This window comes from Mesorhizobium sp. WSM4808, from assembly GCF_055811675.1.
This window is the reverse complement of record NZ_JBVVQX010000002.1, coordinates 14790-40017: the sequence shown is the minus strand read 5'-3', so window position 1 is coordinate 40017 and position 25228 is coordinate 14790. Positions and strand designations below refer to the sequence as shown.

The following is a 25228-nucleotide window of genomic DNA, read 5'->3' as shown; positions in this document are numbered from 1 at the left end:
CGCCCCCGACAGCGGCAAATACCGCAAGCCGTCCAACCCTGTTCGGTGATGAGGCGTTGGCGTGGCTCGGGCAGCCGCCCGGCGCCAGCGTATTATTTCGTGACTCCGCCTTTTCGGAACCTTCCTGCGCACGGCGCGTTCGGCCCGCTGTATTCGAGGACCCTCATATAAAAGTGGACAGGCGGGAGGCAAACAAGGGTGGGGAGGAGTGTTGCCATGTCGAAGCGAGAAATAGGCATATCTTCGGCTCTGGATCGGCGTATCGCCGATCTCAAGGCCAAGATGCAGGACGCCCGGATCACGGAATACGAAATGAAAACCTTTCAAAAAGTGGCTTCAGCCATGGGAGGCGACGGAGGCTCCCTGCGCCTCGATGCCGACGACCTGATCGCGGCATCCTTTGTCGTCGATGCGCTGAGTGAGCCAACGCTCAACTGACGACGGGCGGCCTGGTTCGCGCGCCGTTTTGCCTTTGCCCGGCCGGCAATTGGCCCACGCCTTCAAGCTCCGAAACAGGATGGCTGCTTCCAGCGGCCGTCTTGTGGCACGTTTGCGCAAGCCTCTGTCGCAAGTCACCGACCGGGGCTGGCGGGTGGATTTGATTCCGCCGCCCGACAGAAATTGGAGGGAAAGTCTTATCAATTTGTTTGGGTTGGTGCGTCATAGTAGCGGCGGCTAACGGAGTTGAACGGGATGAAGCTCGATCTGTCGCCGACGAGCTGGGGCAGGGTGATCGCTGTCACGGTAGTCGGTACGGCATTCTTCATTGCCGTGGCGTTCTTCGTCGATTCCTTCAATTTCCCCTATCTTTCGCCCGAGGCCGTGTGGCGGGCGCAGATGACCGACTTGTTGCTGCCCCTGGTGCTGGGCGGCTCGTTTCTGTTTTTCCTGATGTGGAAGATTCGCCAGCTGGCCATCGCGCAGCGCGATCTCAGCGTCATCGCCGCGACAGACAGCCTGACGGCAGTGCTGAACCGTGGCGCCTTCTCTATGCTGGTCGAAGCCTATCTCGAGCAGACCCGAAAGCAGGAGCAGACCCGTTCGGGGGCGCTGCTGATCATCGACGCCGACCACTTCAAGTCGATCAATGACCGCCTGGGTCACGATTGCGGCGACCAGGCGCTCAAACTGATAGCGCAGGCGATCAAAGGGCAACTGCGTGGCGGCGATATCGTCGGCCGCATCGGAGGCGAAGAATTCGGCGTGTTTCTGCCCGGCGTGGACCCCTCGCAATCCTGGGTGGTCGCCGAAAGCATCCGCCGGCGTATCAGGGAGATGGAATTCTCACCCGGCGGCAGGCCTTGTCCGCTTTCCGTCAGCATCGGCGGCACAAGCTTTACCGGCCCGATCACCTATGAGGAAATCTTCTCCGCTGCCGACAAAAGGCTTTACACGGCCAAGTCGAACGGACGCGATCAAGTCAGCTTCGATCCGGCCGGAACGTCTCCGGCGCCTCCGCCCGGGGTTGCCACCGTGCATTGATGGGTGACTCGGGACCGTCGCGCAGCAGTGCTTTGGCTGCCGACATCACGCTAAAGAGATAGTTTTCTCACGCCTGAAGCGCCAGATATCGAAAATCTGTCGACTTATACGCCTTGCTTCGACCAGGAGCTTTTCCGCGGGACTCCGCTTTGGAGCGGAATTTGCGCTGGCTCTCACGAGCCGCTCCTCACTAAGAAGGCTGGTCAACCCGAAGGCCTTCTCACGAATAAGGTCATTTTGCACACACAGTGCGGGCAACAGTTGGTAGATCGCTTTGCTTGACGATGTCGGAAGCGACGGATCGAAGATAACGTGATCGGCGGGCGCATCGAGACTTCGGGCGATCAGATCGCGCGCTGCTTGCTTCGAAATGATGTACCCGGCCGCTCCGATGTGGAACCCATATAGCCTAACAACCGAAAACACCCGACTGACGCAGGTGCGCTTCATCGCGATAACGGTTTTCTTTAGGTAGGTTTCCAGCTTGACGATATCGGCGTTGGCCGGAATCCATCCATCATCGGAAAGCATTGGGCCAGCTGCTTCGGACAACAGGACATCATCCTCGAAGATCGCACCAAAGGCATCCTCACCATCTGCGATGATGGTCCAGCAAACCTTGTGGCTCATAAGGCAAGCCGCTTCCGTGGGAGTTAAACTTGGTGAAGTCGCAGCAAATTCCGGTCGATGCAACGCGTCTACGGCAGGAACCCGGTCGAACGAAACACCAACCTTCGCGAATTCAGCCGTGACATGGGCAAGTCGATCGGGAGACCGATCGAGGTTAATAACCATACATTTCATTGATGCCCCCCACAGGCTATCGGTCGATAATTACTGCCTTGACCTTGAAATAACTTGCTTAACTAAATAGCGAGACTCTGCAAGGGGTAGGCGACGCAGCTTAGGCTGCCAGTGATGTTTTTGAGCAATAGATGGACGACTTAGCACTCACCGAATGCCCCCGTATTGACGCAACCTGCGTAATGGGCGACCGATATCTCGGGCAGCTAAATACCAGCTGAAGGTAGATATCTCTGTTCACAGCGATTTTTCAGCAGCTGCGTTAGCTCTGCTCGGCCACAAGTAAGGCCACCGATCGCCATGTGGGCAGCACGGCAACGGCCAGATTTTCACTATCGGCAAACAGCCGGCCAAGCTAACAAAGCGCAGCGACCATGATCCATTTGTTCAACGGCTTTCAGGACCCCTTCGGCGGCAGTGACCTTGAAGCTCTGGAACTGTACCGGCTGTTGAGTGCCGATTCCGAGGTGCATCTGTGGGCAACCTCCTCCAGCGTGTCCGGCGAGTTGATGCGGAATTTCCCGATTCGCCGCGTCTCGCTGTCGAAGTGGGATGTACCGAATGGCGGCACCTACGTCTTTCTCGGCTCGCATTGGCGCAACAAGATGTGGCCTTACCTGATCCCGCGGCCGCGCCGGCTGATCTATGTCTTCAATACCTTTCACCCGAAAATCATCGCGCTGACCACTCGCATGCCCCGCATGCTGAACTGGCCAGACGCCGAACTGGTGCTGATTTCCGATTTTCAGAGACGGATGCTGCGGGTCGATGGCGTCGTGCATCCATCGCTGATCGATGTCGAACGTTTTTCACCCCGGCGTCTGGCTTCGGATCGTCCGTTCACCGTCGGACGCTTGAGTCGCGACGGGCCGGGCAAACATCATGCCGATGACATACCCCTCTACGAGACATTGCTGGCCGAAGGCACAGCCTTGCGGATTCAGGGCGGGGCAGGGCTCAAGGACAGCCTCATGCCGCATCCGCAACTCGAACTGTTCCCACCCGGCCAATTTTCCGCCGAAGAGTTTCTGCAGACGCTCGACGTGTTTTATTATCGCACCGGTTGGCACGTGGAAACCTTCGGTCGCGTCGTGTTGGAGGCGATGGCCTGCGGTCTGCCTGTGGTCTGCCATTCCCATGGCGGCTACGTCGACCACATAAGGCATGGCGAAAACGGTTTCTTGTTCGAGACGACTGAACAGGCGTTGCGCATCCTTGCCGATCTCAAAGCCGATCCGACATTGCGGGCGACAGTGGGAAAAAGGGCGAGGGAGTCCTTCGAGCAGATCTATTCTTCCCAAGCTGTGCGACAGAGGCTGGACTTCTATTTGCGTTAGCCCGGCGTCTGAAACCGTCTACCCGGCCGGTTTGGCATCCAGCTCGACATCGCGTTAAAGGGTGAGCACCCGAATGGCCTCCGGATGGGTGGCAGGCTTCGGCGCGGAAACAGACTGGGCAGGACTTCTATCGATGACATTGATGGGCGCGGCGGCACTGCTGATCCTGATCCTGACTTACGCCGGTGTCGCCATTGGCCGCATCCCCGGTCTGCGCCTCGACCGGGCAGGGATCGCGCTGCTCGGCGGGGCCGCGATGATCGCCATCGGCGCGCTCAGCATGGAGGATGCCTACCGGGCGATCAATTTCGACACCATCACGCTTCTGCTCGGCATGATGATCGTGGTGGCGCATCTGAAAGTGTCAGGCGCCTTTCGCGGCCTTGGTGCCATCGCCATCGAACACGCGCACGCGCCCTTCATGCTTTTGGTGATGGTGACGCTGCTGACCGGCGTACTGTCCGCCTTCCTGGTCAACGACGCCATCTGCCTCGTCATGGCGCCGATCGTCGTCCATGTCACCCGTGTGATCAAGCGCAACCCGATCCCCTATCTGATCGCCACCGCCACCGCGTCGAATTGCGGCAGCGTCGCTACCATCACGGGCAATCCGCAAAACATGGTCATCGGCGCGCTGTCGGGCATTTCCTATCCGGCCTTTTCGGCAGCGCTGGCTCCGGTCGCCCTTTTCGGCCTCGTCGCGGTCGTTGTCATCATTCGTATCGTCTACCGGGCCGAATTCGCCCGAACGGTCCAACTGACGCCCGAGGTCTCGCGTGGCCGCATGCACAAGGGGCAGGTGCTGAAGGCGGTGGTAGTTTGCATCGGACTGGCAATCGCCTTCTTCGCCGGTGTGCCTGTCGCCAAGGCCGCGCTCATCGGCGGCGCCATCCTCTTGCTTACCCGGGCGATCAAGCCGGAACGCATCTACCGCGAGATCGACGGTCCGCTGCTGTTCATGTTCGCCGGTCTGTTCGTGGTCGTCGCCGGCGCCGAAAAGACGCTTCTTTCGCCAGACATGATCGCCTCGGCAAAGAACCTCGGGCTGGACGATGTCTGGCGTCTGTCCGGATTCACCGCGGTGCTTTCCAACATCATGAGCAATGTCCCGGCCGTGCTGGCGCTGCGGCCTTTCATACCCGGCCTGGAAAACCCCGAGCGCGCCTGGCTGGTCGTCGCCATGAGCTCGACACTGGCCGGCAATTTCACGCTGCTGGGTTCGGTCGCCAACCTGATCGTCGCCGAACAGGGCCGAGCCGCCGGCACGACGCTGTCGTTCGGCGCTTTTTTCAAGGTCGGCTTGCCGCTGACGCTGATAACGCTGGCCGCCGGCACCGCATGGCTGGCGTTTGGTTTCTAATGCATGTCGCCCAAAAGTGGCCCCGGTTTTGGCGCAACGACATGCATAAAACCAAAGGCTTAAAGCGCGTCGCGCTTTAGACCTGGCTGCCTGAAATCCGCGCCCGCACCAGCGTCGCCGCGGCGCGGCCGGCGGCCTCGATGTAATCGGGGTTGCGGTGGATCAGCATGATCGAAAAGCAGCCGTCGATCAAAAGCACGATCTCGCGTGCCAAGGCAGGCGGCTCGCCGACGCCATGGTCCGACAAGGCGCCGGCCAGCCATGTTTCGAAATTCAGCTTGTGCCGCGCGCCGACCTTGACCGCCGGATGTCCGGGCATCGAGGCGAGTTCGGCGGCCGTGCGCAGGAAGCCGCATCCTTTCCATTTCGGGTGACGAGCGGACCTCGCCAGATTGGTGAAGATCGCCTCGACCTTGCGATCCGCGCCGCCTTCGGCGGCATCGAACCAGCCGGCCATCCGCTTCAGATTGGGTTGGTCGCGGCCATCGAGATAGGCGGCGATGAGGTCGTCCTTGCTCTTGAAATGGTAGTAGAGCGTGCGTTTGGTGAGACCCGCTTCCTCGGCGACGGCATCGACGCTGACGCGACCGATTCCTTCGGCATAGAAGAGCCTGGTCGCGGCATCGACAATACGTTTGCGTGTAGGACTTTGCGTGTCAGGCATGAGCTTAGGTATACCGACTAGTGAATATACACAAGCGGAAAGGGGCATAGTCTTCCGGTCATCAGCATGATGAAGAAGGAAGAGCCAATGACCGATCTTGTCCTCAAGGAACCCCGGGATGGGATTGCCATCCTCACCCTCAATCGGCCGGAGAAGCTCAACGCCTTGAACTATGCCCTGATCGATGGCCTGCTTGCGATCCTTGACGACATTGAAGTCGATGACAGCGTTCGTGCGGTCATTCTGACCGGTGCAGGGGAGCGGGCGTTTTCGGCCGGCGGCGACATTCATGAGTTCTCGGCCAGCGTGGCGCTCGGCGTGGATGTCGCGATGCGTGATTTCGTCATGCGCGGGCAACGGCTGACGGCGAGGCTGGAAGCGTTTCGCAAACCCGTCATCGCTGCCGTCAACGGCATTGCCTTTGGTGGCGGTTGCGAAATCACCGAGGCGGTGCCGCTCGCCATCGCCAGTGACCGCGCTTTGTTCGCCAAGCCGGAAATCAACCTCGCAATGCCGCCGACCTTCGGTGGAACCCAACGCCTGCCAAGGATCGCCGGGCGCAAGCGGGCGCTGGAGTTGCTGTTGACCGGTGACTGGTTTGCGCCGCCGCGGGCGCTTGAGTTGGGTCTCGTCAACGAGGTTGTGCCGCATGCCGAATTGATGCCGGCCGCGATCGGCCTGGCCAGGCGTATCCTGCGACACTCCGATCTGGCGATTGCCGGCATCCTCACGGCAGTGGCCCGCGGCCTCAACCAGAGCATCGCCGAAGGTTTGCTGGTCGAGGCCGAGCAGTTCGCCCGCATGGCCCCGACCGCTGATCTGCGCGAAGGGCTGAATGCCTGGATGGCACGCCGCGAGCCGGGCTATGACGGCTCGTGGACGCATATCGCGCGTCCCGACGAGGCCAGGCGAGCCTGAAGCGGGTCGCCTGAAAGGCCAGGCGACCCGCTTCAGGTCTTTGTTTTTATGCATGTCGTTCTCCCAAAACCGAGGTCACTTTTGGGCGACATGCACTCGTTGGCGTTGGATCAGGGCGCCACCACCAAACGGCCTTTCATGTTGGGGTGAAAGCGGCAGAAATAGTCGACCGGTCCCGCGGCCTTCAATGTCAGGCTTGCGGATTTCTTCGGCGGGATCATCACTTCCCAGCCGCCTTTCACGGTGGCCGTGTGGGCGAACACATCCTTGTTCACCCACTCGATCGTGTCGCCGACCTTGGCCTCGACGCTGGCTGGCGAGAACACCAGCCTGTCGATGATGACCTGGATGGTTTCTGCTCGCGCCGGAACGGTACCGACGGCCAGCGTCAACGCAATCCACAGATGGCGTTTCGGCATGCTCCCGGTCCTTACTTGAGCATGCCGGCGACGTGCTCGGCGTGCTGCTCATGGCCCTGGAAAATCTTCAGGCCGGTTTCCAGCAGGCTCTTCAGGTCGGCATTCTGCGCCGACGGGATCAAAAGGGTTTCGAGCGCGCCGTTGACCTGCTTGTGGTAGGCGACCTCGTTATCGACATAGGCCTTGTCGAAGGCAGCGCCGTCGAGTTTGGCGAGCTTGGCCCGCTCCTCCGCCGCAGCTTTGGTCAGCGCCTGGCTGGTGGCGTTGTCTTCCGGCGTGACCTTGAGCTTCTTCACCAGATCGAGCGCCTGCACGTTCACGGCTTCGTGGTCGCGCACCATGTCGTTGGCGAAATCCACGACCTCCTTGGTCTTCGATTTTTCGATGGCCAGCTTGGCCGCTTCAATGTCGATGACCCCGGCCGTATAGGCGATGTGAGCGATCTGCGGATCGGTTGGCTTGTCGGCGGCTTGTGCGAACGGGGCGGTGCCGAGCAGCAGCAGGGCGGCGAGCGCGGCAGTGTGTCGGATGGACATGGCATCTCCTTCGCCGGACGCTGAAAATCTCGCCGGACTGTGTTTTCGGTTGACGGTCGTTGGATGCTGGCCAGCGGCAAACGTTCCCGCCAAAATCAATTGAATCCGGTGAGGCTCAGCTTTCCAGCCCGAGCCGCCGCATGACCGCGCTGGTCAGTCGTTCGCAACGCCGGCCGGCGAAGGGGAAGGCATCGAGCAGCACCGGCCCGATCTGATCGTCCAGCGCCTTGCGCACGAGGGCGCGGGCGCGGTGCAGCCTTGTCTTGACGGTTTGCGGCCGCACGCCGAGGAGATCGGCGGTCTCCTCGATGCTCAGCCCCTCGATCACCCGCGCCACGAACACCGTCCGGTAGACGTCGGGAAGGCTGTCTGTGGCCTGTTCGACCAGTTGGAGGATCTGCCTTTGCGCCATCGTCCGTTCCGGATCGTCGCCGGGGTGGAGGGGGAACCGGATGATCTCGGCTTGCGGATTTTCCGGCATTGCCACCGTTCTGCGCCTTTTGCGCAGGCGGCCGAGCGCCTCGTTGATGACGATGCGCGACAGCCATGTGGCGAGCGAGGAGTCGCCGCGAAACGCATCGAGATGGGCGAAAGCCTTGAGGTAGGCCTCCTGGACGATGTCCTCGGCCTCGCTGTCATTGCGCACGACGCCGCGCGCGATCCGGTAGAGCCGCTGATTATGTGTCTTGATGATGGTGCGGAAGGCGTCGTCGTCGCGCGCCAGCGCGCGGTGCACAAGCTGCATCTCGCCTGGCACAGCGGAAGGCACGGCCGTCAACACAGCAGGCATCGCCAGTTTCCTCAACCCAATCTCCGAACCAAGATTCTCGATCGGGAGATTGGACGCTGTCGCCGGCAGAAGGTTCCCGAAGATTTTCTGCCGGGTCCGGCGGCCGCTACCCTACAGTGCGAGCGAAGGCTTGTCAGGCAGCCTGCAGGCGCGCCGTGGCCGCCAACAGATCGGTCTGGGTGATCAGCCCGAGAATCCGCTTGTCGTCGTCGACGATGATGACCGCATGGCTGCGGCCGTCGGTGAGCACCGGCAGCAGACCCATGGCGGCAAAGCCTGCGGCGGCTGTTGCCGCGGGCGATATAACGGATCCGACCGTCCCAAAGGCCTGGGTGAGTTCGCGCAATCCCACGGTCCCTGCCAGCCTGGCTTCAGCATTGACGACCGGCAGGGTCCGGATGTTGTGGTCAAGCAGCAATTGGCGCGCCGCCTCGGTCGAGGTGTGAGCATCGACCGAGATGACATCGCGCGACATGATGTCCTCGCACAGAAGGGTCTTGTGCGCGCGCACCATCGCCTGCAATTCGACCTGCCGCAGCAGCCGGTCGAGATCGTTGCGATCGATATCGAACGTCTCGTCGAGTGCGCCAAGCGCGGCATCGATGTCTTCGGAGCGGAAGCCGACGCGCAGTTGCGCCGGCGGATCGCCGGTGCCGTGGCTGTTCGCCGGCGCTGCAACCGGCACATGCGGATAATTGCGCCGGGCCAGCCTGTGGAAGCCGTAGCCGAGCGCCACCAGCAGGATCGAGTTCAGCGCCACCGGCACGAATGGAAACAGGAAGCCGGCGCTGATGACGGCAGGCCCTCCCAGCACCGCGGTCAGCGCGGCCGCTCCGCCCGGCGGATGCAGGCAGCGCGTGAACGACATGGCGGCAATGGCCAGTGCCACCGCGATGCCGCTGGCAAGGGCGGTTTCGTGGATGAAATGCGCCACGATCACGCCGACCAGCGCCGATATCGTGTTGCCGCCGATGATCGACCATGGCTGTGCCAGCGGACTGGCGGGCACGGCGAACAGCAGCACCGCCGACGCCCCCATCGGCGCCACCAGCAGTGGCACATGCGGGCCGTTGCCGAGCACAAGGCTGGCGATCACGCCGGTGAGTGCAATGCCGATCGTCGCGCCGATACAGGCGACGAGACGCTCGCGCAGCGTCGCACCGGCAAGAATGGGAACAAAAAGGCGGAAAGCCATGGGGTCGAAAACTCTGCCGGTATTCCAGGGGAAGTCGAAAATGTGCTGATCGCACCGCAATGACGCGGCATCGTTGAATTTGAAAGCCAAACTGATCCGGTAAACCACAATTTTAGGGAATAGAATTCCGCTACGCAGCCGCCGCGGCGGTCAGGCCGCGCGAGATGTCGGCCTTCAGGTCGTCGACGTCCTCGAGGCCGATCTGCAGGCGGATCAACGGACCCTCATAGGGCGCTTTTGGAACGACGCGGTCGCCGAGCCAGACCGGTACGGCAAGGCTCTCATAGCCGCCCCAGGAATAGCCGAGGCCGAAGATCCGCAGCGCGTCGAGAAAGGCGTGCTGCTGCTTCTGGCCGCCACCGGCAAGAACGATGGAAAAGATGCCGCTGGAGCCGGAGAAATCCCGCTTCCACAGAGCGTGGTCCGGATGGCTGGGCAGGGCCGGGTGGAGCACGCGCGCCACGCCCTTCTGGCCCTCGAGCCAGGAGGCGATGGCAAGCGTACTGCGCTGATGGTGTTCGAGGCGCACGCCCATGCTGCGCAGGCCACGCAGCACCTGGTAGACGTCGTCGGGCCCGGCGCAACAGCCAAGCGTGCAGAAGCTCTCGTAAAGATGCGTCCAGCAGCTCTCATTGGCCGACACCGTGCCGAGCAGCACGTCGGAATGGCCGGCCGGGTATTTGGTCGCCGCATGGATCGAGATGTCGACACCGTGGTCGAGCGGACGGAAATAGAGTGGCGTCGCCCACGTATTGTCCATCATGACGATGGCGCCCGCGGCGTGCGCCGCCTTGGCGATAGCCGGGATGTCCTGCACCTCGAACGTGTTGGAGGCCGGCGATTCCGTGAACACCACCTTGGTGTTGGGCTTGATCAACGCCGCGATGCCGGCGCCGACATCGGGGGCGTAATACTCGACCTCGACGCCCAGCCGCTTCAGCATCGTGTCAGCGAAATTGCGGGTTGGATGATAGACGGTATCGACGATCAGCAGATGGTCGCCGGCCGAGACGAAGGCGAGCAGCGGCACCGTCACCGCCGCAAGGCCCGACGGCACCAGGATCGTGCCTGCCGAGCCTTCCAGCGCGTCTATGGCATGGGCAAGCGCATCGGTCGTCGGTGTGCCGCGCGTGCCGTAAGTGTATTTCTGGGTGCGCGCCGCCATCGAAGCCGCGTCGCGAAACAGCACGGTCGAAGCATGCACCACCGGCGGATTGACGAAGCCGAAATAGTCGTGCGGATTGTTGCCCGAATGGGCAAGCCGCGTGTTGACGCCCATCCCGCCGCTAAAGTGCTCGCCGTCTTTCGCCATTCTGCGTCGCCTCGTTTGACAAGCCGGTAGCCATAGTGCGGCGCTATGGACCGTGCAACAGCCACCGCCCGCCAGGAGGCGGACTTCGATATGCCAGTTCGTCGCGGCAAAAACAGCGATGCTGGGGCAGGGTATTAAACGAAAAACCCGCCTGTGCGGCGGGTTATCGGCGCAAATCAGCACCATGGACGAATATGTACCATAGCTGAGGGCAGGGTGTCAAGAAAAAATTCCTATCGCGAAAGGCGGCCTTTTATTGACCTGCGTTCGGAGCCCTAATCTCAGCCGATCGGCCTATTGTGGGCGGCTGCGGAAGGTATATGATTTCCTGCTAATATTAATCGCCGGATTGCTTCGATCAGATGCTGCCGGATGGTTGCTGCCGGTTGACTTCTGGTCCTCCACGATCCGGATCGCGCTCATGAAGCGTGAGTGCGGCAAGGGAGGAATGACATGCCGGACGTCAAATGGGCCATGAAGGCGAGCGAATTCATCAACTGCAACTGCGCCTATGGCTGCCCGTGCCAGTTCAACGCCATGCCGACATACGGATTCTGCCAGGCGGTCGCCGGCATGGAAATCGAGAGCGGCCATCACGGCGACACCAAGCTCGACGGGTTGCGGTTCGTCGGGATTTTCAGATGGCCCGGCGCCATACACCAGGGCGGGGGTGAAGCCGCGGTGGTCATCGACGAGAGGGCGACGGAAGCCCAACGTGGCGCGCTGCTTCGCATATTGGGCGGTCTGGACACCGAGCCAGGTGCAACGATATTTCAGGTCTTTTCGACCACGCTGGAGAAATTCCACGATCCGATCTTCGCGCCGATCGAATTCAAGATCGACGTCGACGCGCGAACCAGTCAGCTGCATGTCGAGGGTATAACCGACGGTCGCGGCGAGCCGATCCGGAATCCGGTCACCGGCGCCGCGCACCAGGCGCGCATCGACTTGCCGCACGGCTTCGAATACGCGATCGCCGAGGTCGGGCGCGGCTGGACCAAGGCGACGGGCCCGATCAAGTTCGAACTGGCCGATACGCACAGCCATTTCGCCAATCTGCATCTTACGCAGAGCGGCATCGTGCATTGACCTGATCCAATGGGCGATACGGCCCTCGAGGCGGTGCTGAGGCGCGATCGCGCGGTCGTGATGGCCGCGCTCGTGGTGATTGCCGTGCTCGCCTGGGCCTATGTGCTGTGGCTCGCCGCCACCATGGTCATGCCCGGCTCCCCCTTGCCGGACGGCGGAGGCGGCGACATGGCCGGCATGGATATGGCCGGCATGGATATGGGCGCCGCCATGGCGCCCGGCTTCCGGCCCTGGGCATTGGGCGATTTCGCCTTCACCTTCACGATGTGGGCGGTGATGATGGTCGGCATGATGACGCCGTCGGTCGCGCCGATGTTGCTGCTCTATGCCGGTGTCGGCCGCAAGGCGCGGGCGGATGGCCGGCCCATCGCTTCGACGGGATGGTTTTTTGCCGGCTATCTCGCCGTCTGGGTCGTCTTCAGCCTCCTGGCGACCGGTGCGCAATGGCTTCTCGCCCGTCTTGCCTTGCTCGATCCCTCGATGGCAACCGGCAGCGCGATCCTCGGCGGCCTCGTTCTGATCGCCGCCGGTCTCTATCAATGGACGCCGATGAAGGGCGTCTGCCTGCGCGAATGTCAGGCGCCGATCGCGTTCCTGGCCGGCCGTGGCGGATTCCGCTCCGCTCCGCTCGGCGCGCTTCGGCTCGGCATCGATCACGGCGCTTATTGCCTGGGGTGCTGCTGGGCGCTGATGGCTCTGTTGTTCGTCGGTGGCGTCATGAACGTGCTGTGGATCGCCGGCATCGCCATCCTTGTTCTGCTGGAGAAGACGGTGCCGACCGGGCAGCTGATTCCGCGCGTTTCAGGCGCGTTGATGGCCGCCATCGGGATCTGGATCGTCTTTCAAGCCCTTTGAGAACAGTCTTCGTCGGCGGTCTGTATTGGTATGCAGCCGTCAGTAAATTGTCAGATGACAATCTTGGGACCTGGTAGTTCGTCGCACGCGGAGGTCAACAACGACGAGCTATTGCCCGGGATGGATTTCGCTGCCGCGGCCCGTATTGGCCCCGCGTTGGCGTTGCATGAGATTTGCCGCCTTTATTAGCCCTGCTGGCTAAATCGCGGGCGTGTTTGTCTGTAAATCGGGCATTTGCGGCAATCGGTTTTCAAACTCTTTGGGTTTCGGTCATTTCCCTTGACCTCACAGGAATTATCGCCTTCGATGACATTTGTGAATGGGAGGCGGCGCGTCGGTTACGATGCGGGGTTTCGGGAATGGGCCGGGATGAAGCCGCGTTCACACGGGAGAAAAAAATCAGGATTTACTCCTGAAAACAGAGAAAAGGGTCTGTGGGTCATGAAACACATTGCTATCGGCATTCTAGGCGCCGCCACGCTTGGATTGATGGCGTCCGCCGCGTCGGCGGCCACGCTCGACACCGTCAAGGCGAAGGGCTTCATCCAGTGCGGCGTCTCCACCGGCCTTGCCGGCTTTTCGGCGCCGGACGACAAGGGTGACTGGCAAGGCATCGATGCGGATTTCTGCCGCGCTGTCGCGGCCGCCGTCTTTGGTGACGGCTCCAAGGTCAAGTTCACGCCGCTCAGCGCCAAGGAGCGGTTCACCGCGCTGCAGTCGGGCGAGATCGACATCCTGTCGCGCAACACCACCTGGACCATCAACCGCGATACGGCGCTTGGCCTGAACTTCATCGGCGTCACCTACTATGACGGCCAGGGTTTCATGATCAACGCCAAGAAGCTGCCGGGCGTCAATTCGGCCCTGCAGCTTTCGGGCGCAGCCGTCTGCGTGCAGAGCGGCACCACCACCGAGCTGAACCTCGCCGACTACTTCAAGGCCAACAAGATGGAGTACAATCCCGTCGTCTTCGAGAAGCTGGAAGAGGTCAACGCCGCCTATGATGCCGGCCGCTGCGACGTCTACACCACCGATCAGTCGGGCCTCTACGGCATCCGCCTGACGCTGGGAGCGCCGGCCGACCACGTCGTGCTGCCCGAGATCATCTCCAAGGAGCCGCTCGGACCGGCCGTTCGCCAGGGCGACGACCAGTGGTATCACATCGTCAAGTGGACCTATTTCGCGCTGCTGCAGGCTGAAGAGCTCGGCATCACCAAGGCCAATGTCGAGGAGATGAAGAACTCGGCAAGCCCCGAGATCAAGCGCGTGCTCGGCCAGGAAGCCGATACCAAGATCGGCACCGATCTCGGCGTCTCCAATGACTGGGTGGTCAACATCGTCAAGGCCGTCGGCAATTATGGCGAAATGTTCGAGCGCAATGTCGGCTCGGGCAGCCCGCTGAAGATCGCGCGCGGCATCAACGCGCTGTGGACCAAGGGCGGCCTGCAATACGCGCCGCCGATCCGCTGATCGAAATGTGATCCGGGAGGCAGATCATCTGCCTCCCGGTTTCTCTTTCCAGGGGACGGTCGAATGGCATCGCAGGACGTACTTCGCGAGGAGCCCAGCCGCGGCTCCTTCATCAACGATCCGAAAATCCGGGGCATATTCTTCCAGGTGCTGGTCGTCGTGCTGCTGGTGGCGGGCGTCTGGTGGATTGCCCACAACGTCATCGACAACCTGACGCGGCTGCGCATCGCTTCAGGCTTCGGCTTCCTCAAGGGCCGCGCCGGCTTCGACATCAGCGAGAGCGCGATCGCCTATTCGTCGGATTCGACCTATGGCCGCGCCATTCTGGTCGGCCTCCTCAACACGCTCATCGTCGCCATCGTCGGCATCATCACCGCGACAATCATCGGCTTCGTCATCGGCATCGGCCGGCTCTCGCAGAACTGGCTGATCCGGAAGATCTGCACCGTCTATGTCGAGGTCTTCCGCAACATCCCGCCGCTGCTGGTCATCTTCTTCTGGTATTCCGGCGTGCTGGCCGTGCTGCCGGCACCACGCGACAGCTACAACCTGCCGTTCGGCTCCTTCCTCAACCAGCGCGGTTTCTATTTTCCACGCGCCGTGTGGGGCGACGGCTCATGGCTGATCTTCGTCGCCCTGCTTGTCGGCATCGCCATGGCGTGGTTCGTCGCGCGCAAGGCGCGGCAACGGCAGATGGCGACCGGCCAGCAATTTCCAGTGTTTTGGACGTCCGCGGCGCTGATCGTCGGGCTGCCGCTGCTCGCCTATGCGCTGAGCGGCTTTCCCCTGAGCTTCGACTACCCGAAGCAGTCGACTTTCAACCTGACCGGCGGCTTCCAGGTCCGGCCGGAGTTCCTGTCGCTTTATCTGGCGCTGTCCTGCTATACCGCCGCCTTCATCGCCGAGATCGTGCGCGCCGGCATCAGGGGTGTCAGCGCGGGCCAGACGGAAGCTGCCGGTGCGTTGGGCTTGCGGTCCGGATCGATCCTGCGGCTGGTCGTCGTGCCGCAGGCCATGCGCATCGTCATTCCGCCGCTGACCAGCCAGTATCTCAACCTGACCAAGAACTCGTCGCTGGCCATCGCCATCGGCTATCCGGACCTGACGGCGACCGCCGGGACGGTGCTGAACCAGACCGGCCAGGCCGTCGAAGGCGTGGTGATCATGATGGTGATCTACCTCGCCATCAGCCTCCTGACCTCGCTTGTGATGAACTGGTTCAACGCCAAGATGGCGCTGGTGGAGAGGTGAGGTAAGGACATGCAAGAACATGATATGTCCTGGGTGCGCACCGAAATGGTGCTGGCGCAGCCGGCGCCCGCCAGCGTCACCGGCCTCGGCGCTTGGGTGCGCAAGAACCTGATCGCTTCTGCCGGCGACACCATCTTGACGATCGTCGGCATCGCCCTGGTGGCGATGATCCTGCCGCAAATCATCAATTGGGCGTTCATCAACGCCGTGTGGACGGGACCGGACCGGACCGTATGCGCCACGGTGGCGCAAGGCGGCATCCAGCCGGATGGCTGGACCGGCGCCTGCTGGGCTTTCGTCAATGCCAAATTCGGCCAGTTCATGCTCGGGCGCTATCCCATCGAGGAGCGCTGGCGGCCGATCCTGGTCGCTATCCTGTTCGTGGCGCTGCTGGTGCCGATGCTGATCCCGAAGGTGCCGCGCAAAGGGCTGAATGCGGTTCTGCTGTTCTTCGTGCTGCCGATCGTCGCCTTCGTCCTGCTGGTCGGCGGCATGTTCGGCCTGCCGCATGTCGAGACCTCGCTTTGGGGTGGGCTCTTGGTGACGCTCAGCCTGTCTTTCGTCGGCATTGCCGTGTCGCTGCCGCTCGGCATCGTGCTGGCGCTCGGCCGCCGTTCCAAGATGCCGATCATCAAGACGCTGTGCGTTGTCTTCATCGAGACGGTGCGCGGCATCCCGCTGATCACCGTGCTGTTCTTCGCCAGCGTCATGCTGCCGCTGTTCCTGCCGGAGGGTGTGTCGTTCGACAAGTTCCTGCGCGCGCTGATCGGGGTGTCGCTGTTTGCCGCGGCCTATATGGCCGAAGTGGTGCGCGGCGGCCTGCAGGCGATCCCCAAGGGCCAGTATGAAGGTGCCGATTCGCTCGGTCTCGGCTATTGGCAGAAAATGTATTTCATCGTCATGCCGCAGGCGCTGAAACTGGTTATTCCAGGCATCGTCAACACCTTCATCGGCATGTTCAAGGACACCAGCCTGGTCATCATCATCTCGATGTTCGACCTGCTCGGCATCGTCAAACAGAATTTCTCCGATGCAAACTGGGCAACCGCGCAGACGGCGAGGTCAGGCCTGATCTTCGCGGCCTTCGTCTTCTGGCTGTTCTGCTTCGGCATGTCGCGCTATTCAATGTACACCGAACGCCGGCTCGACACCGGCCACAAACGCTGAATGCATGTCGCCCAAAAGTGTATAGCGGTTTTGGGATAACGACATGCATCACTACCAACGACAAAAGAACAAGGGGATCCCTGTCATGGCCACCGAAAATGCCGTCAGCGCCGAAGAGATCAAGGTCAACGCCGCCAAGATGCAGATTTCGACGACCGATGTCGCCATCGACATCATCGCCATGCACAAATGGTACGGCGAGTTCCATGTGCTGAAGGACATCAACCTGAAAGTGATGCGCGGCGAGCGTATCGTCATCTGCGGCCCCTCCGGCTCCGGCAAATCGACCATGATCCGCTGCATCAACCGTCTGGAGGAGCACCAGAAGGGCAAGATCATCGTCGATGGCAAGGAACTGACCAACGATCTCAAGAAGATCGACGAGGTGCGCCGCGAGGTCGGCATGGTGTTCCAGCACTTCAACCTGTTCCCGCATCTGACCATCCTGGAGAACTGCACGCTGGCGCCGATCTGGGTGCGCAAGACGCCGAAGAAACAGGCCGAGGAAATCGCCATGCATTTCCTCAAGCGCGTCAAGATTCCGGAACAGGCCCACAAATATCCCGGCCAATTGTCCGGCGGCCAGCAGCAGCGTGTGGCGATTGCCCGTTCGCTGTGCATGAACCCGCGCATCATGCTGTTCGACGAGCCGACCTCGGCGCTCGATCCGGAGATGATCAAGGAAGTGCTGGAGACCATGGTTGGCCTTGCCGAGGAAGGCATGACCATGCTGTGTGTCACCCACGAGATGGGCTTCGCCCGCAAGGTCGCCAACCGTGTAATCTTCATGGACCAGGGCCAGATCGTCGAGCAGAACACGCCGGCCGAGTTCTTCGACCACCCGCGCCACGAGCGCACGAAGCTGTTCCTGTCGCAGATCCTGCACTAGGCCTCGACGGCCACGAAGAGCCCGGCTGAAACACTGCCGGGCTCTTTTGCGTATGGATAACAGGCGGGCGTTCGTGTCGCGCCGGAGCGCGTTTGCAGGGCCGCCTTTCATGAAAAGACTGGGACGTTTTCTGGGTCTTCTGTTGGTTCTCGTCGCACTCGCCCTGACGACGGGCACCTTCGTGCCACGGCCGCTGTGGCCGGCCGCCGCCGCCGTGCCAGCCGCGACGCGTCACATCCTGGTGCTGAACAATCCGATCCACACCGATATCGCCATCCCGGTCGATGACGCCGTGCGCCGGCGTTTCCATTTCCTGGTCGACGCGGGCATACCGGCCGACAGGCCGGAGGTCCGCTACATCGTCTTCGGCTGGGGCGGCCGCGCCTTCTACCTGGAGACGCCGACATGGTCCGAGCTGAAGGCGGTGCCGGTGATGAAGGCACTGACACTCGACGCGTCGGTCATGCATGTCGATGTCGCCGGTGACATCCTCGAACCGCGCCCCGATATCGCGGGATTCGACATCACCGAGGATCGGTTCACGGCGTTGCTCGATTTCATCGATGCAAGTTTCCAGCGGGGACCGAAAGGCCCGACCCTCGTTCCGGACGCAGCCTATTCCAGGTTCGACGGCTTCTACGAAGCCAATGGCCATTTCAACGCACTGGTCGGCTGCAACACCTGGACGGCGGCGGCCTTGCGCATCGCCGGCCTGCGCACCGGCTGGTGGAACCCGCTGCCTGTATCGCTTGGCCTGTCGATGCGGCTGTATAATTGAAGGCCATTCCGGTGATCAGCCGGCCTTGCGATCCTGTTTGGACACATATTCTCGAAGCGCTCTGTTGATTGCACCCTGGTAGCCGCGACCATCCGGTGCGCGCCTTTTGAACCAGGCGACGAGGTCAGAATCGAGACGCAGGGTCAGTTGTTGCTTGACCGGCTTGAAATAAGGATTTCGGACGGCGTTCTGCCAGAATTCCTCGGTCAATTCGGGAATGTCGCTCGTGTCGACATCATCCTCTGGTCGCGCCTTCAAAGCCGCGATCTCCGCTTTCTGTGCTTCTGTCAGAGGAGGCGGATTGGCCGGGTCGAATTCATATCGAACGATTTTGCGCATAATGCCTTTTCTCTTTGGACGTAGCTCGCCGCGCTGAAATGATGCGGATCACCTCGATCCCGTCTTCCTCTCGATCTGCGTGTGCAACCAGCAATATCAATGCGGTGTCAACCAAGCCGGTTGTCTGCCAACGATATTCGCCCCCTTCAATTCGATCATGCTCCAATAGCGCGAAAGGATCGGCGAAAACACGAACGGCGGTGTCGAAGCTTACGCCATGCTTGCGGAAATTGGATTTCGCCTTTTCGGCGTCCCATTCAAATCGCAATTTGCGCCTCGTTGACTACAAAAATGTAACTACAAATTGCCATTACGTCAAGGTCGACCGATGTAAGCATTCTATCGATGTAAGCATTCTAATGAGCCCGCCAGCCGTAGAGCCAGTCCAGATCCGCCGCGAGTTTTTCCGACGAGCGCACCTTCAGGAACACATTGCGCGCAATCGCCACTGGACCCGAGGCATGCCAGGCCAGCCGGTTGACAGCGCCGCGTCGGGCGACCTGCGCGACACGCGGCCGCCGAGACTGCTCCCAGACGGCAAGTGCGGCCAGGGGGTCGGCAGGGAAGTCGGCGATGATGTCGGCAAGCGTCGCCGCATCCTCGATCGCCATCGCCGCACCTTGCGCAGCGAATGGGGTCATCGCATGCGCGGCGTCGCCGATCAGCGCAATGCCGTTCGGTGTTGTCCAGGGCTGTTGCGGGTCAACAGTGTGGATCGGCCATGCGGTCCACGGGCCGGCCTGCTCGACCAGACGGGCAAGTTCTGCCGCGGTGCCGCGCAGGGCTCGGGTCAGGATCCCGGCGTCGGCGTTGCCGGACCAGCCCTCGGCAATGCGGTCGCCCCTGGTGAAGGCCGCGAGATTGAAGGCCGCACCCTTGCTGACGGGATAGGCGACCATATGGAAGCCGGGATGCAGGAAGGTGGTGACGCAGTCCCTGGCGCCTATGGCGGCAAAGCTCCGACCGGCGGCACTGCCGGCCGCGACGGTGGCGCGCCAGGCCAGTTCGCCGGAGAAATGGTTCCTTGGCGAAGCCGACCCCTTGGCCGAATCGACAAGTGCGCGCACCGACGACCAGACGCCATCGGCCCCAACCAGCAGGAAACCCTCCGCCTCGATGGTCTTGCCGCCGATCTCGGCCGTCGCGGTGATGCCATCCGGGCCGGTGTCAACGTCGCCGATGCGGGCGCCGGTGGTGAGATGGATATCCGGCATCTCGGCAACGCGCGCGGTCAGTGCGCTCTGCAGATCGGCCCTGTGCGCGACGAGATAGGGTGCCTGCCAGCGCGTTTCGGCGGCTTGCCCCAGCGGCACGCGCGCCAGTTCGCGCAAGGTCGCGGCCTCCTTCAACACCACGGCTTCCGGCCGCACCGCCGCCGGCAGCAGCCGGTCGAGTACACCAAGCTGGCGAAGGATGAGGGTCGCGTTTGGAGAGAGCTGGATGCCGGCGCCGGCAGCTTCCAGGCGCTGCGCCTGTTCGAACACCCGAACAAGGTAGCCGCGTTCGGCGAACGCGAGGGCTGCGGTCAATCCGGCGACACCCGCCCCGGCGATGACAATTTGCCGGGAGCGCGTGTCGTTCATCGGGCTGGTCGCGAAAGACTCAGGCGGCTTGTTCTATGTAGATGCAGCCGGCCGGCAGCGTTTCCGTTGCCTTCAGCTTCGGCGAATAGCGGTAGAGCGTCGAGCAATAGGGGCAGACTTTTTCGTTGTCGTCGCCCATGTCCAGAAACACATGCGGGTGGTCGAAAGGCGGATTGGCGCCCGTGCACATGAATTCCTTCACGCCGATGTCGATTGCCTGAAAGCCCGCATCGTTCTGAAAATGGGGAATGGAACCGCCTGCCATCGTCGTCTCCTTAACGCAGTCTCGTCTGCATCTGGATCATATCAGACCTCTTTGCAAGTTCGATGAAATGAAACTGTCGCAAAAGCCTGTCAGAGGATAAGTTAAGCCGGTTAACCCATGACCCGAAAACCGATTTCGGTTTTCGGGATGGACCATGGGTCGCTATAAGACGGCTAACCGGCTGACGGTACGGGAAGAGCGGGAATCATGAACGAACTGAAGCCGGTGCAGAACGAATTCGTGGATGTCGAGGTGGCTCGCCCGGAGGGCGGCAACCCGGACCGGTTTGTCAACCGCGAGTTTTCCTGGCTGCAGTTCAACCGGCGCGTTCTCGAGGAATCGCTGAACCTCAATCATCCGCTGCTGGAGCGCGTCCGCTTCCTGTCGATCTCGGCCGCCAACCTCGACGAGTTCTTCATGGTCCGTGTTGCCGGTCTTGCCGGCCAGGTGCGCGAGGGCATCACGCTGAAGAGCCCTGACGGCCGCACCCCCGAACAGCAGCTCGAACAGCTGCTGCGTGAGGTCGAGCGACTGCAGGAAGACCAGCAGAAGAGCCTTTCGGCGCTTACCGTGCTGCTCAACAAGGAAGGCATCGAGAGCATCACCCGCGATGCGCTGACCAAGGACGAGAAGATTTGGCTGGAAGACCATTTCCAGGAACAGGTTTTCCCGGTGCTCACCCCGCTGTCGATCGACCCGGCGCATCCGTTTCCGTTCATCCCCAATCTCGGCTTCTCGATGGCGCTGCAATTGCGCCATCGCAAGAATGGCGAGGAGATGAGCGCGCTGCTGCGCCTGCCGGTGGCGCTGAAGCGCTTCATCCGTCTGCCGGACCGCAAGCATCATGTCCGCTTCATCCCGCTGGAAGAGGCGGTCGGCCTCTATATCGGCAAGCTCTTCCCCGGCTACGAGGTCAAGGGCTCCGGCACGTTCCGTATCATTCGCGACAGCGATATCGAGGTCGAGGAGGAGTCCGAGGATTTGGTTCGCCTGTTCGAAACGGCGCTGAAGCGGCGGCGGCGGGGTTCGGTGATCCGCATCGAATTCGACAGGCTGATGCCTGGCGAATTGCGCGATTTCGTCGCCGGCGAGCTTGGCGTGTCGTCGAGCCGCATCAGCGTCTTGACCGGTCCATTGGCGCTCAGCCAGATTTCCGAGATCGTGGCCGTTCCCCGCGACGACCTGAAATTCATGCCCTACAATCCGCGTTTTCCCGAGCGCATCCGCGAGCATGGCGGCGATTGTTTCGCCGCCATCCGCGAGAAGGACATCGTCGTCCATCACCCCTACGAATCGTTTGACGTCGTGGTGCAGTTCCTGCGCCAGGCGATGGCCGATCCGGAAGTGGTGGCGATCAAGCAGACGCTTTACCGCACCTCCAATGACAGCCCGATCGTGCGTGCGCTGGTCGACGCGGCCGAGGCCGGCAAGTCGGTCACCGCGCTTGTCGAGCTCAAGGCGCGCTTCGACGAAGAAGCCAACATTCGCTGGGCGCGCGACCTGGAGCGTGCCGGCGTGCAGGTCGTGTTCGGCTTTCTCGAGCTGAAAACCCATTCGAAAATGTCGCTGGTGGTGCGGCGCGAGGACGGCAAGCTGCGCAACTACGTGCACCTCGGCACCGGCAACTACCATCCGGTAACGGCGCGCATCTACACCGACCTGTCCTTCTTCACCACCGATCCGACGATTGCCCGCGATGTCGCCCAGCTGTTCAATTTCATCACCGGCTATGCCGAGCCGACGGACGAAATGCGGCTGGCGATCTCGCCGTTCACGCTGAGAAGCCGCATCCTGAAGCACATTGCCGACGAGATTGCCTACGCGGTGCAGGGGAAACCGGCGCGCATCTGGATGAAGATGAACGCACTTGTCGATCCGATCATCATCGACGCGCTCTACGATGCCAGCCGCGCCGGCGTCGAGATCGATCTTGTCGTGCGCGGCATCTGCTGCCTGCGGCCGCAGGTTCCGGGCCTGTCGGAAAACATCCGCGTAAAGTCGATCGTCGGCCGTTTTCTCGAACACAGCCGCATTTACTGTTTCGGCAATGGTTACGGCCTGCCGTCGGACGAGGCGATCGTCTACATCTCTTCGGCCGACCTGATGCCGCGCAATCTCGACCGCCGCGTCGAAACCATGGTGCCGATCACCAATCCAACTGTGCATGAACAGATCCTTGGCCAGATCATGCTGGGCAACATCATGGACAATCAGCAAAGTTTCGACGTATTGGCTGATGGAACCTCCCGGCGCGTCGTGCTGGAGGAGGGCGAGGAACCGTTCAACGCGCAGGAATATTTCATGACCAATCCGAGCCTGTCGGGACGGGGTGACGCGCTGAAATCGCATGCGCCCAAGCGCATCGCGCAGTTCAAGCGCCGCAAGAAGAACGCCGCAGCGTCCGGCTGATGCTGTCTGATTCCCAGGGCCGGCTGCAGGACCGCCGACCGCTGTCCATCATCGACATCGGATCGAACTCGATCCGTCTCGTCGTCTATGAGGGACTGGCGCGCTCGCCGACCATGCTGTTCAACGAAAAGATGCTGGCCGGTCTCGGCCGCGGCATCGTTTCGACTGGCAAGCTCGATCCCGAGGCGGTGACGCGCTCGATGGAAGAGTTCCGCCGCTTTCGCGCGCTTTCCGACCAGGCCGGCGCCGAGCATATGTATGTGCTGGCCACCGCCGCGGCCCGCGAGGCGGTCAACGGTCCCGATTTCATCCACCGCGCCGAGGAAGTGCTGAAGACCGAGATCCGTGTCATCAGCGGCCGTCAGGAAGCGTATTATTCGGCGCTCGGCGTCATTTCCGGCTTCCATCCGGCCGACGGCATCGCCGGCGATCTGGGCGGCGGCAGCCTCGAACTGGTCGACGTCGCCGGCGAAGCGATCGGCGACGGCATCACGCTGCCGCTGGGCGGTCTGCGCCTGCAGGACATGGCGAAGAACTCGCTGGCTCAGGCTGCCAAGATCACGCGTGACGAACTGGCGAAGGCCAAGCTGTTGAAAGGCGGGCAGGGCAGGCCCTTCTACGCCGTCGGCGGCACCTGGCGAAATCTTGCCCGGCTGCACATGGAGATGACCAACTATCCGCTTGGCGTCATGCACCATTACGAGATCTCGGCTGAAAGCGCGGCGAATTTCCTCAAGCAGGTGGCCAAGGCCGAGATCGAGAAGGTCAAGGGCATCGAAGGCGTTTCCAAGAACCGCCGTTCGCTGCTGCCCTATGGCGCCGTCGTGCTGCAGGAGATCATGGCGGCGATGCAGCCGTCGAAGATCATCGTCTCGGCTCTGGGCGTACGCGAAGGCTTTCTCTATTCGCTGCTCGATGAGGCCGAGCAGAAGGCCGACCCCTTGATTTCGGCGTCGGAGGAACTCGCCCGCCTGCGCTCGCGCTCCGTCGCCCATGCGCATGAACTTGTCGACTGGACCGCCAAGACCTTTGCCGCTTTCGGCATCGACGAGACCGAAGACGAGGCTCGCTACCGCCACGCGGCCGCATTGCTGGCCGATATCGGCTGGCGCGCGCATCCCGAATATCGCGGCAAGCAATCGCTCAACATCATTGCGCACGCCTCCTTCTTCGGCGTCGACCATCCCGGCCGTGCCTTCCTGGCCATGGCCAACGCCTTTCGTCACGACGGCATCTTCAACGAAGCCATCGCCCCCGAGATCAAGGCGCTGGCGCCGCCGCGTTATCTGGAGCGCGCCCGCGTGCTCGCCGCGATGATGCGCGTCGTCTACCTGCTGACGGCGTCGATGCCCGGCATCATGCCCAGGCTGAAATGGGAACAGCGCGCCAACGGCGTGCTGGCGCTGGTCTTGCCGGCATCGCTGGCCGATCTCTATGGCGAGCGGCCGGCCGGGCGCCTGGCACAGCTGGCCAGGATCACCAACCGCCGGCTGGTGCTGGCTGTCGAGGGCGGCCCGAGCCTTTCAGTGAAATGAACACGGCCTACCAGAGCGTGATTTATCAGCGGCTTCGCGTTTGAGGACCGGCTTCCCCCAATCCGTCGCTGCTTCGCAGCGCCACCTTTCCCCTCTCCGGAGGGAAAGGAAGGGAGCCTCGTTGGAAGAGCGTTGGCGGCAATAGGCTCGCGCCCTTCCTCTACCCCGTCGATCGGGGGAGAGGTGGCTCGGCGAAGCCGAGACGGAGTGGGGGTCGACCAGCTCGGGCGCGTGTAAGCAAAGATGTCAAACCGCACCGCGCCCGTCGATCGACCATGCGCCCGCACCGGCCATCGCCAGCGCAACAAACCCGCCTGATATCGCAATGTCCTTCATCAGCATCTGCTGGTGCAGGAAGGCGAGCATCCCGTCGCCGTCGCCCTGGCCGTAATGGCCGATGAAGCCAGCGGCAATGCAGAAGGCAGCGAGCAGCAGCGCCGCGATCCGGGTCTGGAAACCGACCAGGATGAGCAGCCCGGCGATCAGTTCGAACAGTCCCGTGCCCCAGGCGGCAAGTGCCGGCAGCGGCAGGCCGAGGCCGGCGAAATAACCTGTGGTGCCCGCAATGTCGCTCAATGCCTGGAAACCGGAAGGCACGAACAGGGCGGCGAGCAGCAACCGGGAGAGCAGGAGCAGCGCGTCGCGGGGCATGTTCACCTCCATCGTAGGGCGCCCCCCCCCCCCAAACCCCAATCCAAGCGCCGAAAATAAAACAACCCCCCCCCCCTAGGCGGGGCAGGTACCAAAACCAAAAAAACGGGGGGGGCAAATAACGCCCGCG

Annotated in this window: 26 protein-coding genes; 14 read left to right on the top strand and 12 right to left on the bottom strand. The window is 62.0% G+C overall.

Annotation, left to right across the window (positions count from 1 at the left end; all coding sequences use genetic code 11):
• Window positions 1-216 precede the first annotated feature (216 nt).
• Window positions 217-438: a hypothetical protein gene (locus AC0L2U_RS02895; RefSeq protein ID WP_127319259.1), complete on the top strand. Its 222-nt coding sequence runs from the start codon at window positions 217-219 to the stop codon at window positions 436-438.
• A gap of 255 nt (window positions 439-693) precedes the next feature.
• A complete protein-coding gene (locus AC0L2U_RS02890; protein WP_128288943.1) occupies window positions 694-1482 on the top strand; it encodes a GGDEF domain-containing protein in 789 nt (262 codons plus the stop codon).
• A gap of 45 nt (window positions 1483-1527) precedes the next feature.
• Here AC0L2U_RS02890 and AC0L2U_RS02885 read toward each other — a convergent pair whose 3' ends face one another.
• Complete coding sequence (locus tag AC0L2U_RS02885; protein ID WP_127270453.1) at window positions 1528-2286, bottom strand: glycosyltransferase family 25 protein; 759 nt, start codon at window positions 2284-2286, stop codon at window positions 1528-1530.
• A 374-nt stretch (window positions 2287-2660) separates the two neighbouring features.
• Here AC0L2U_RS02885 and AC0L2U_RS02880 point away from each other — a divergent pair, with 374 nt between their 5' ends.
• A complete protein-coding gene (locus tag AC0L2U_RS02880; RefSeq protein ID WP_127810821.1) occupies window positions 2661-3623 on the top strand; it encodes a glycosyltransferase family 4 protein in 963 nt (320 codons plus the stop codon).
• A 133-nt stretch (window positions 3624-3756) separates the two neighbouring features.
• Window positions 3757-4983, top strand: a complete 1227-nt coding sequence (locus AC0L2U_RS02875) for an anion transporter (RefSeq protein ID WP_128288942.1) — start codon at window positions 3757-3759, stop codon at window positions 4981-4983.
• A 76-nt stretch (window positions 4984-5059) separates the two neighbouring features.
• Here the strand turns inward: AC0L2U_RS02875 and AC0L2U_RS02870 are convergent, their stop codons facing one another.
• The gene (locus AC0L2U_RS02870; protein ID WP_164748925.1) at window positions 5060-5647 is read right to left on the bottom strand and encodes a TetR/AcrR family transcriptional regulator; all 588 of its coding nucleotides are present in this window, start codon (window positions 5645-5647) and stop codon (window positions 5060-5062) included.
• A gap of 87 nt (window positions 5648-5734) precedes the next feature.
• Here AC0L2U_RS02870 and AC0L2U_RS02865 point away from each other — a divergent pair, with 87 nt between their 5' ends.
• Window positions 5735-6565 (top strand): crotonase/enoyl-CoA hydratase family protein, encoded by an 831-nt coding sequence (locus AC0L2U_RS02865; protein ID WP_292634142.1) that lies wholly within the window; start codon window positions 5735-5737, stop codon window positions 6563-6565.
• A 110-nt stretch (window positions 6566-6675) separates the two neighbouring features.
• On the opposite strand, the gene AC0L2U_RS02860 is transcribed toward AC0L2U_RS02865, so the two are convergent.
• From AC0L2U_RS02860 to AC0L2U_RS02840, 5 genes are all read right to left on the bottom strand, one after another.
• Window positions 6676-6984 carry a cupredoxin domain-containing protein gene (locus tag AC0L2U_RS02860; RefSeq protein WP_127810818.1) on the bottom strand — a complete coding sequence of 103 codons (309 nt, stop codon included), beginning with the start codon at window positions 6982-6984 and terminating at the stop codon, window positions 6676-6678.
• Window positions 6985-6995: 11 nt separating this feature from the next.
• Window positions 6996-7520 (bottom strand): DUF4142 domain-containing protein, encoded by a 525-nt coding sequence (locus AC0L2U_RS02855; protein WP_292634138.1) that lies wholly within the window; start codon window positions 7518-7520, stop codon window positions 6996-6998.
• 115 nt (window positions 7521-7635) lie between these two features.
• Window positions 7636-8310, bottom strand: a complete 675-nt coding sequence (locus AC0L2U_RS02850) for an RNA polymerase sigma factor (RefSeq protein WP_473601372.1) — start codon at window positions 8308-8310, stop codon at window positions 7636-7638.
• 133 nt (window positions 8311-8443) lie between these two features.
• A complete protein-coding gene (locus AC0L2U_RS02845; RefSeq protein ID WP_127810815.1) occupies window positions 8444-9505 on the bottom strand; it encodes an HPP family protein in 1062 nt (353 codons plus the stop codon).
• A 130-nt stretch (window positions 9506-9635) separates the two neighbouring features.
• Entirely contained in the window at window positions 9636-10817 is a 1182-nt protein-coding gene (locus AC0L2U_RS02840; RefSeq protein WP_127810814.1) for a cystathionine beta-lyase, read from the bottom strand.
• A gap of 453 nt (window positions 10818-11270) precedes the next feature.
• Here AC0L2U_RS02840 and AC0L2U_RS02835 point away from each other — a divergent pair, with 453 nt between their 5' ends.
• The 7 genes from AC0L2U_RS02835 to AC0L2U_RS02805 all read left to right on the top strand — a co-directional run bounded on the left by AC0L2U_RS02835 (window position 11271) and on the right by AC0L2U_RS02805 (window position 18316).
• Window positions 11271-11906, top strand: coding sequence for a DUF1326 domain-containing protein (locus tag AC0L2U_RS02835; protein ID WP_127810813.1), 636 nt, complete (start codon window positions 11271-11273; stop codon window positions 11904-11906).
• A 9-nt stretch (window positions 11907-11915) separates the two neighbouring features.
• Complete coding sequence (locus AC0L2U_RS02830) at window positions 11916-12761, top strand: DUF2182 domain-containing protein (RefSeq protein ID WP_127810812.1); 846 nt, start codon at window positions 11916-11918, stop codon at window positions 12759-12761.
• Window positions 12762-13202: 441 nt separating this feature from the next.
• On the top strand, window positions 13203-14231 hold the full coding sequence (locus AC0L2U_RS02825) for an amino acid ABC transporter substrate-binding protein (protein WP_127268988.1): 1029 nt from the start codon (window positions 13203-13205) through the stop codon (window positions 14229-14231).
• Window positions 14232-14294: 63 nt separating this feature from the next.
• Complete coding sequence (locus tag AC0L2U_RS02820; RefSeq protein ID WP_127810810.1) at window positions 14295-15482, top strand: amino acid ABC transporter permease; 1188 nt, start codon at window positions 14295-14297, stop codon at window positions 15480-15482.
• A gap of 9 nt (window positions 15483-15491) precedes the next feature.
• Entirely contained in the window at window positions 15492-16649 is a 1158-nt protein-coding gene (locus AC0L2U_RS02815) for an amino acid ABC transporter permease (RefSeq protein ID WP_127321837.1), read from the top strand.
• 139 nt (window positions 16650-16788) lie between these two features.
• Entirely contained in the window at window positions 16789-17538 is a 750-nt protein-coding gene (locus AC0L2U_RS02810) for an amino acid ABC transporter ATP-binding protein (RefSeq protein ID WP_031260969.1), read from the top strand.
• Window positions 17539-17647: 109 nt separating this feature from the next.
• Window positions 17648-18316: a TIGR02117 family protein gene (locus AC0L2U_RS02805; protein WP_127396949.1), complete on the top strand. Its 669-nt coding sequence runs from the start codon at window positions 17648-17650 to the stop codon at window positions 18314-18316.
• Window positions 18317-18331: 15 nt separating this feature from the next.
• Here the strand turns inward: AC0L2U_RS02805 and AC0L2U_RS02800 are convergent, their stop codons facing one another.
• From AC0L2U_RS02800 to AC0L2U_RS02785, 4 genes are all read right to left on the bottom strand, one after another.
• Window positions 18332-18655 carry a BrnA antitoxin family protein gene (locus tag AC0L2U_RS02800; RefSeq protein ID WP_128288937.1) on the bottom strand — a complete coding sequence of 108 codons (324 nt, stop codon included), beginning with the start codon at window positions 18653-18655 and terminating at the stop codon, window positions 18332-18334.
• Complete coding sequence (locus AC0L2U_RS02795) at window positions 18633-18923, bottom strand: BrnT family toxin (protein WP_127810806.1); 291 nt, start codon at window positions 18921-18923, stop codon at window positions 18633-18635. The genes AC0L2U_RS02800 and AC0L2U_RS02795 overlap by 23 nt, the downstream gene beginning before the upstream one ends.
• Window positions 18924-19011: 88 nt before the next feature.
• Complete coding sequence (locus AC0L2U_RS02790; protein ID WP_292634132.1) at window positions 19012-20238, bottom strand: FAD-dependent monooxygenase; 1227 nt, start codon at window positions 20236-20238, stop codon at window positions 19012-19014.
• A gap of 19 nt (window positions 20239-20257) precedes the next feature.
• The gene (locus tag AC0L2U_RS02785) at window positions 20258-20503 is read right to left on the bottom strand and encodes a zinc-finger domain-containing protein (RefSeq protein WP_292634130.1); all 246 of its coding nucleotides are present in this window, start codon (window positions 20501-20503) and stop codon (window positions 20258-20260) included.
• A gap of 207 nt (window positions 20504-20710) precedes the next feature.
• Here AC0L2U_RS02785 and AC0L2U_RS02780 point away from each other — a divergent pair, with 207 nt between their 5' ends.
• Both AC0L2U_RS02780 and ppx read left to right on the top strand, forming a co-directional pair.
• Window positions 20711-22912, top strand: a complete 2202-nt coding sequence (locus AC0L2U_RS02780) for an RNA degradosome polyphosphate kinase (RefSeq protein WP_027037844.1) — start codon at window positions 20711-20713, stop codon at window positions 22910-22912.
• Complete coding sequence (ppx, locus tag AC0L2U_RS02775) at window positions 22912-24447, top strand: exopolyphosphatase (RefSeq protein WP_292634128.1); 1536 nt, start codon at window positions 22912-22914, stop codon at window positions 24445-24447. The genes AC0L2U_RS02780 and ppx overlap by 1 nt, the downstream gene beginning before the upstream one ends.
• A 246-nt stretch (window positions 24448-24693) precedes the next feature.
• Here the strand turns inward: ppx and AC0L2U_RS02770 are convergent, their stop codons facing one another.
• A complete protein-coding gene (locus AC0L2U_RS02770; protein ID WP_027037842.1) occupies window positions 24694-25098 on the bottom strand; it encodes a DoxX family protein in 405 nt (134 codons plus the stop codon).
• Between the last annotated feature and the right edge of the window lie 130 nt (window positions 25099-25228).

Bases quoted from the DNA above. Each gene is read 5' to 3' on its own strand.
- AC0L2U_RS02830 (WP_127810812.1), top strand. From the start codon at position 11,916: ATGGGCGATACGGCCCTCGAGGCGGTGCTGAGGCGCGATCGCGCGGTC.
- AC0L2U_RS02855 (WP_292634138.1), bottom strand. From the start codon at position 7,520: ATGTCCATCCGACACACTGCCGCGCTCGCCGCCCTGCTGCTGCTCGGC.
- AC0L2U_RS02885 (WP_127270453.1), bottom strand. From the start codon at position 2,286: ATGAAATGTATGGTTATTAACCTCGATCGGTCTCCCGATCGACTTGCC.
- ppx (WP_292634128.1), top strand. From the start codon at position 22,912: ATGCTGTCTGATTCCCAGGGCCGGCTGCAGGACCGCCGACCGCTGTCC.
- AC0L2U_RS02825 (WP_127268988.1), top strand. From the start codon at position 13,203: ATGAAACACATTGCTATCGGCATTCTAGGCGCCGCCACGCTTGGATTG.
- AC0L2U_RS02810 (WP_031260969.1), top strand. From the start codon at position 16,789: ATGCAGATTTCGACGACCGATGTCGCCATCGACATCATCGCCATGCAC.
- AC0L2U_RS02770 (WP_027037842.1), bottom strand. From the start codon at position 25,098: ATGCCCCGCGACGCGCTGCTCCTGCTCTCCCGGTTGCTGCTCGCCGCC.
- AC0L2U_RS02800 (WP_128288937.1), bottom strand. From the start codon at position 18,655: ATGCGCAAAATCGTTCGATATGAATTCGACCCGGCCAATCCGCCTCCT.
- AC0L2U_RS02870 (WP_164748925.1), bottom strand. From the start codon at position 5,647: ATGCCTGACACGCAAAGTCCTACACGCAAACGTATTGTCGATGCCGCG.
- AC0L2U_RS02815 (WP_127321837.1), top strand. From the start codon at position 15,492: ATGCAAGAACATGATATGTCCTGGGTGCGCACCGAAATGGTGCTGGCG.
- AC0L2U_RS02820 (WP_127810810.1), top strand. From the start codon at position 14,295: ATGGCATCGCAGGACGTACTTCGCGAGGAGCCCAGCCGCGGCTCCTTC.
- AC0L2U_RS02785 (WP_292634130.1), bottom strand. From the start codon at position 20,503: ATGGCAGGCGGTTCCATTCCCCATTTTCAGAACGATGCGGGCTTTCAG.
- AC0L2U_RS02805 (WP_127396949.1), top strand. From the start codon at position 17,648: ATGAAAAGACTGGGACGTTTTCTGGGTCTTCTGTTGGTTCTCGTCGCA.
- AC0L2U_RS02840 (WP_127810814.1), bottom strand. From the start codon at position 10,817: ATGGCGAAAGACGGCGAGCACTTTAGCGGCGGGATGGGCGTCAACACG.
- AC0L2U_RS02790 (WP_292634132.1), bottom strand. From the start codon at position 20,238: ATGAACGACACGCGCTCCCGGCAAATTGTCATCGCCGGGGCGGGTGTC.
- AC0L2U_RS02835 (WP_127810813.1), top strand. From the start codon at position 11,271: ATGCCGGACGTCAAATGGGCCATGAAGGCGAGCGAATTCATCAACTGC.
- AC0L2U_RS02880 (WP_127810821.1), top strand. From the start codon at position 2,661: ATGATCCATTTGTTCAACGGCTTTCAGGACCCCTTCGGCGGCAGTGAC.
- AC0L2U_RS02865 (WP_292634142.1), top strand. From the start codon at position 5,735: ATGACCGATCTTGTCCTCAAGGAACCCCGGGATGGGATTGCCATCCTC.
- AC0L2U_RS02875 (WP_128288942.1), top strand. From the start codon at position 3,757: ATGACATTGATGGGCGCGGCGGCACTGCTGATCCTGATCCTGACTTAC.
- AC0L2U_RS02890 (WP_128288943.1), top strand. From the start codon at position 694: ATGAAGCTCGATCTGTCGCCGACGAGCTGGGGCAGGGTGATCGCTGTC.
- AC0L2U_RS02860 (WP_127810818.1), bottom strand. From the start codon at position 6,984: ATGCCGAAACGCCATCTGTGGATTGCGTTGACGCTGGCCGTCGGTACC.
- AC0L2U_RS02780 (WP_027037844.1), top strand. From the start codon at position 20,711: ATGAACGAACTGAAGCCGGTGCAGAACGAATTCGTGGATGTCGAGGTG.
- AC0L2U_RS02895 (WP_127319259.1), top strand. From the start codon at position 217: ATGTCGAAGCGAGAAATAGGCATATCTTCGGCTCTGGATCGGCGTATC.
- AC0L2U_RS02845 (WP_127810815.1), bottom strand. From the start codon at position 9,505: ATGGCTTTCCGCCTTTTTGTTCCCATTCTTGCCGGTGCGACGCTGCGC.
- AC0L2U_RS02850 (WP_473601372.1), bottom strand. From the start codon at position 8,310: ATGCCTGCTGTGTTGACGGCCGTGCCTTCCGCTGTGCCAGGCGAGATG.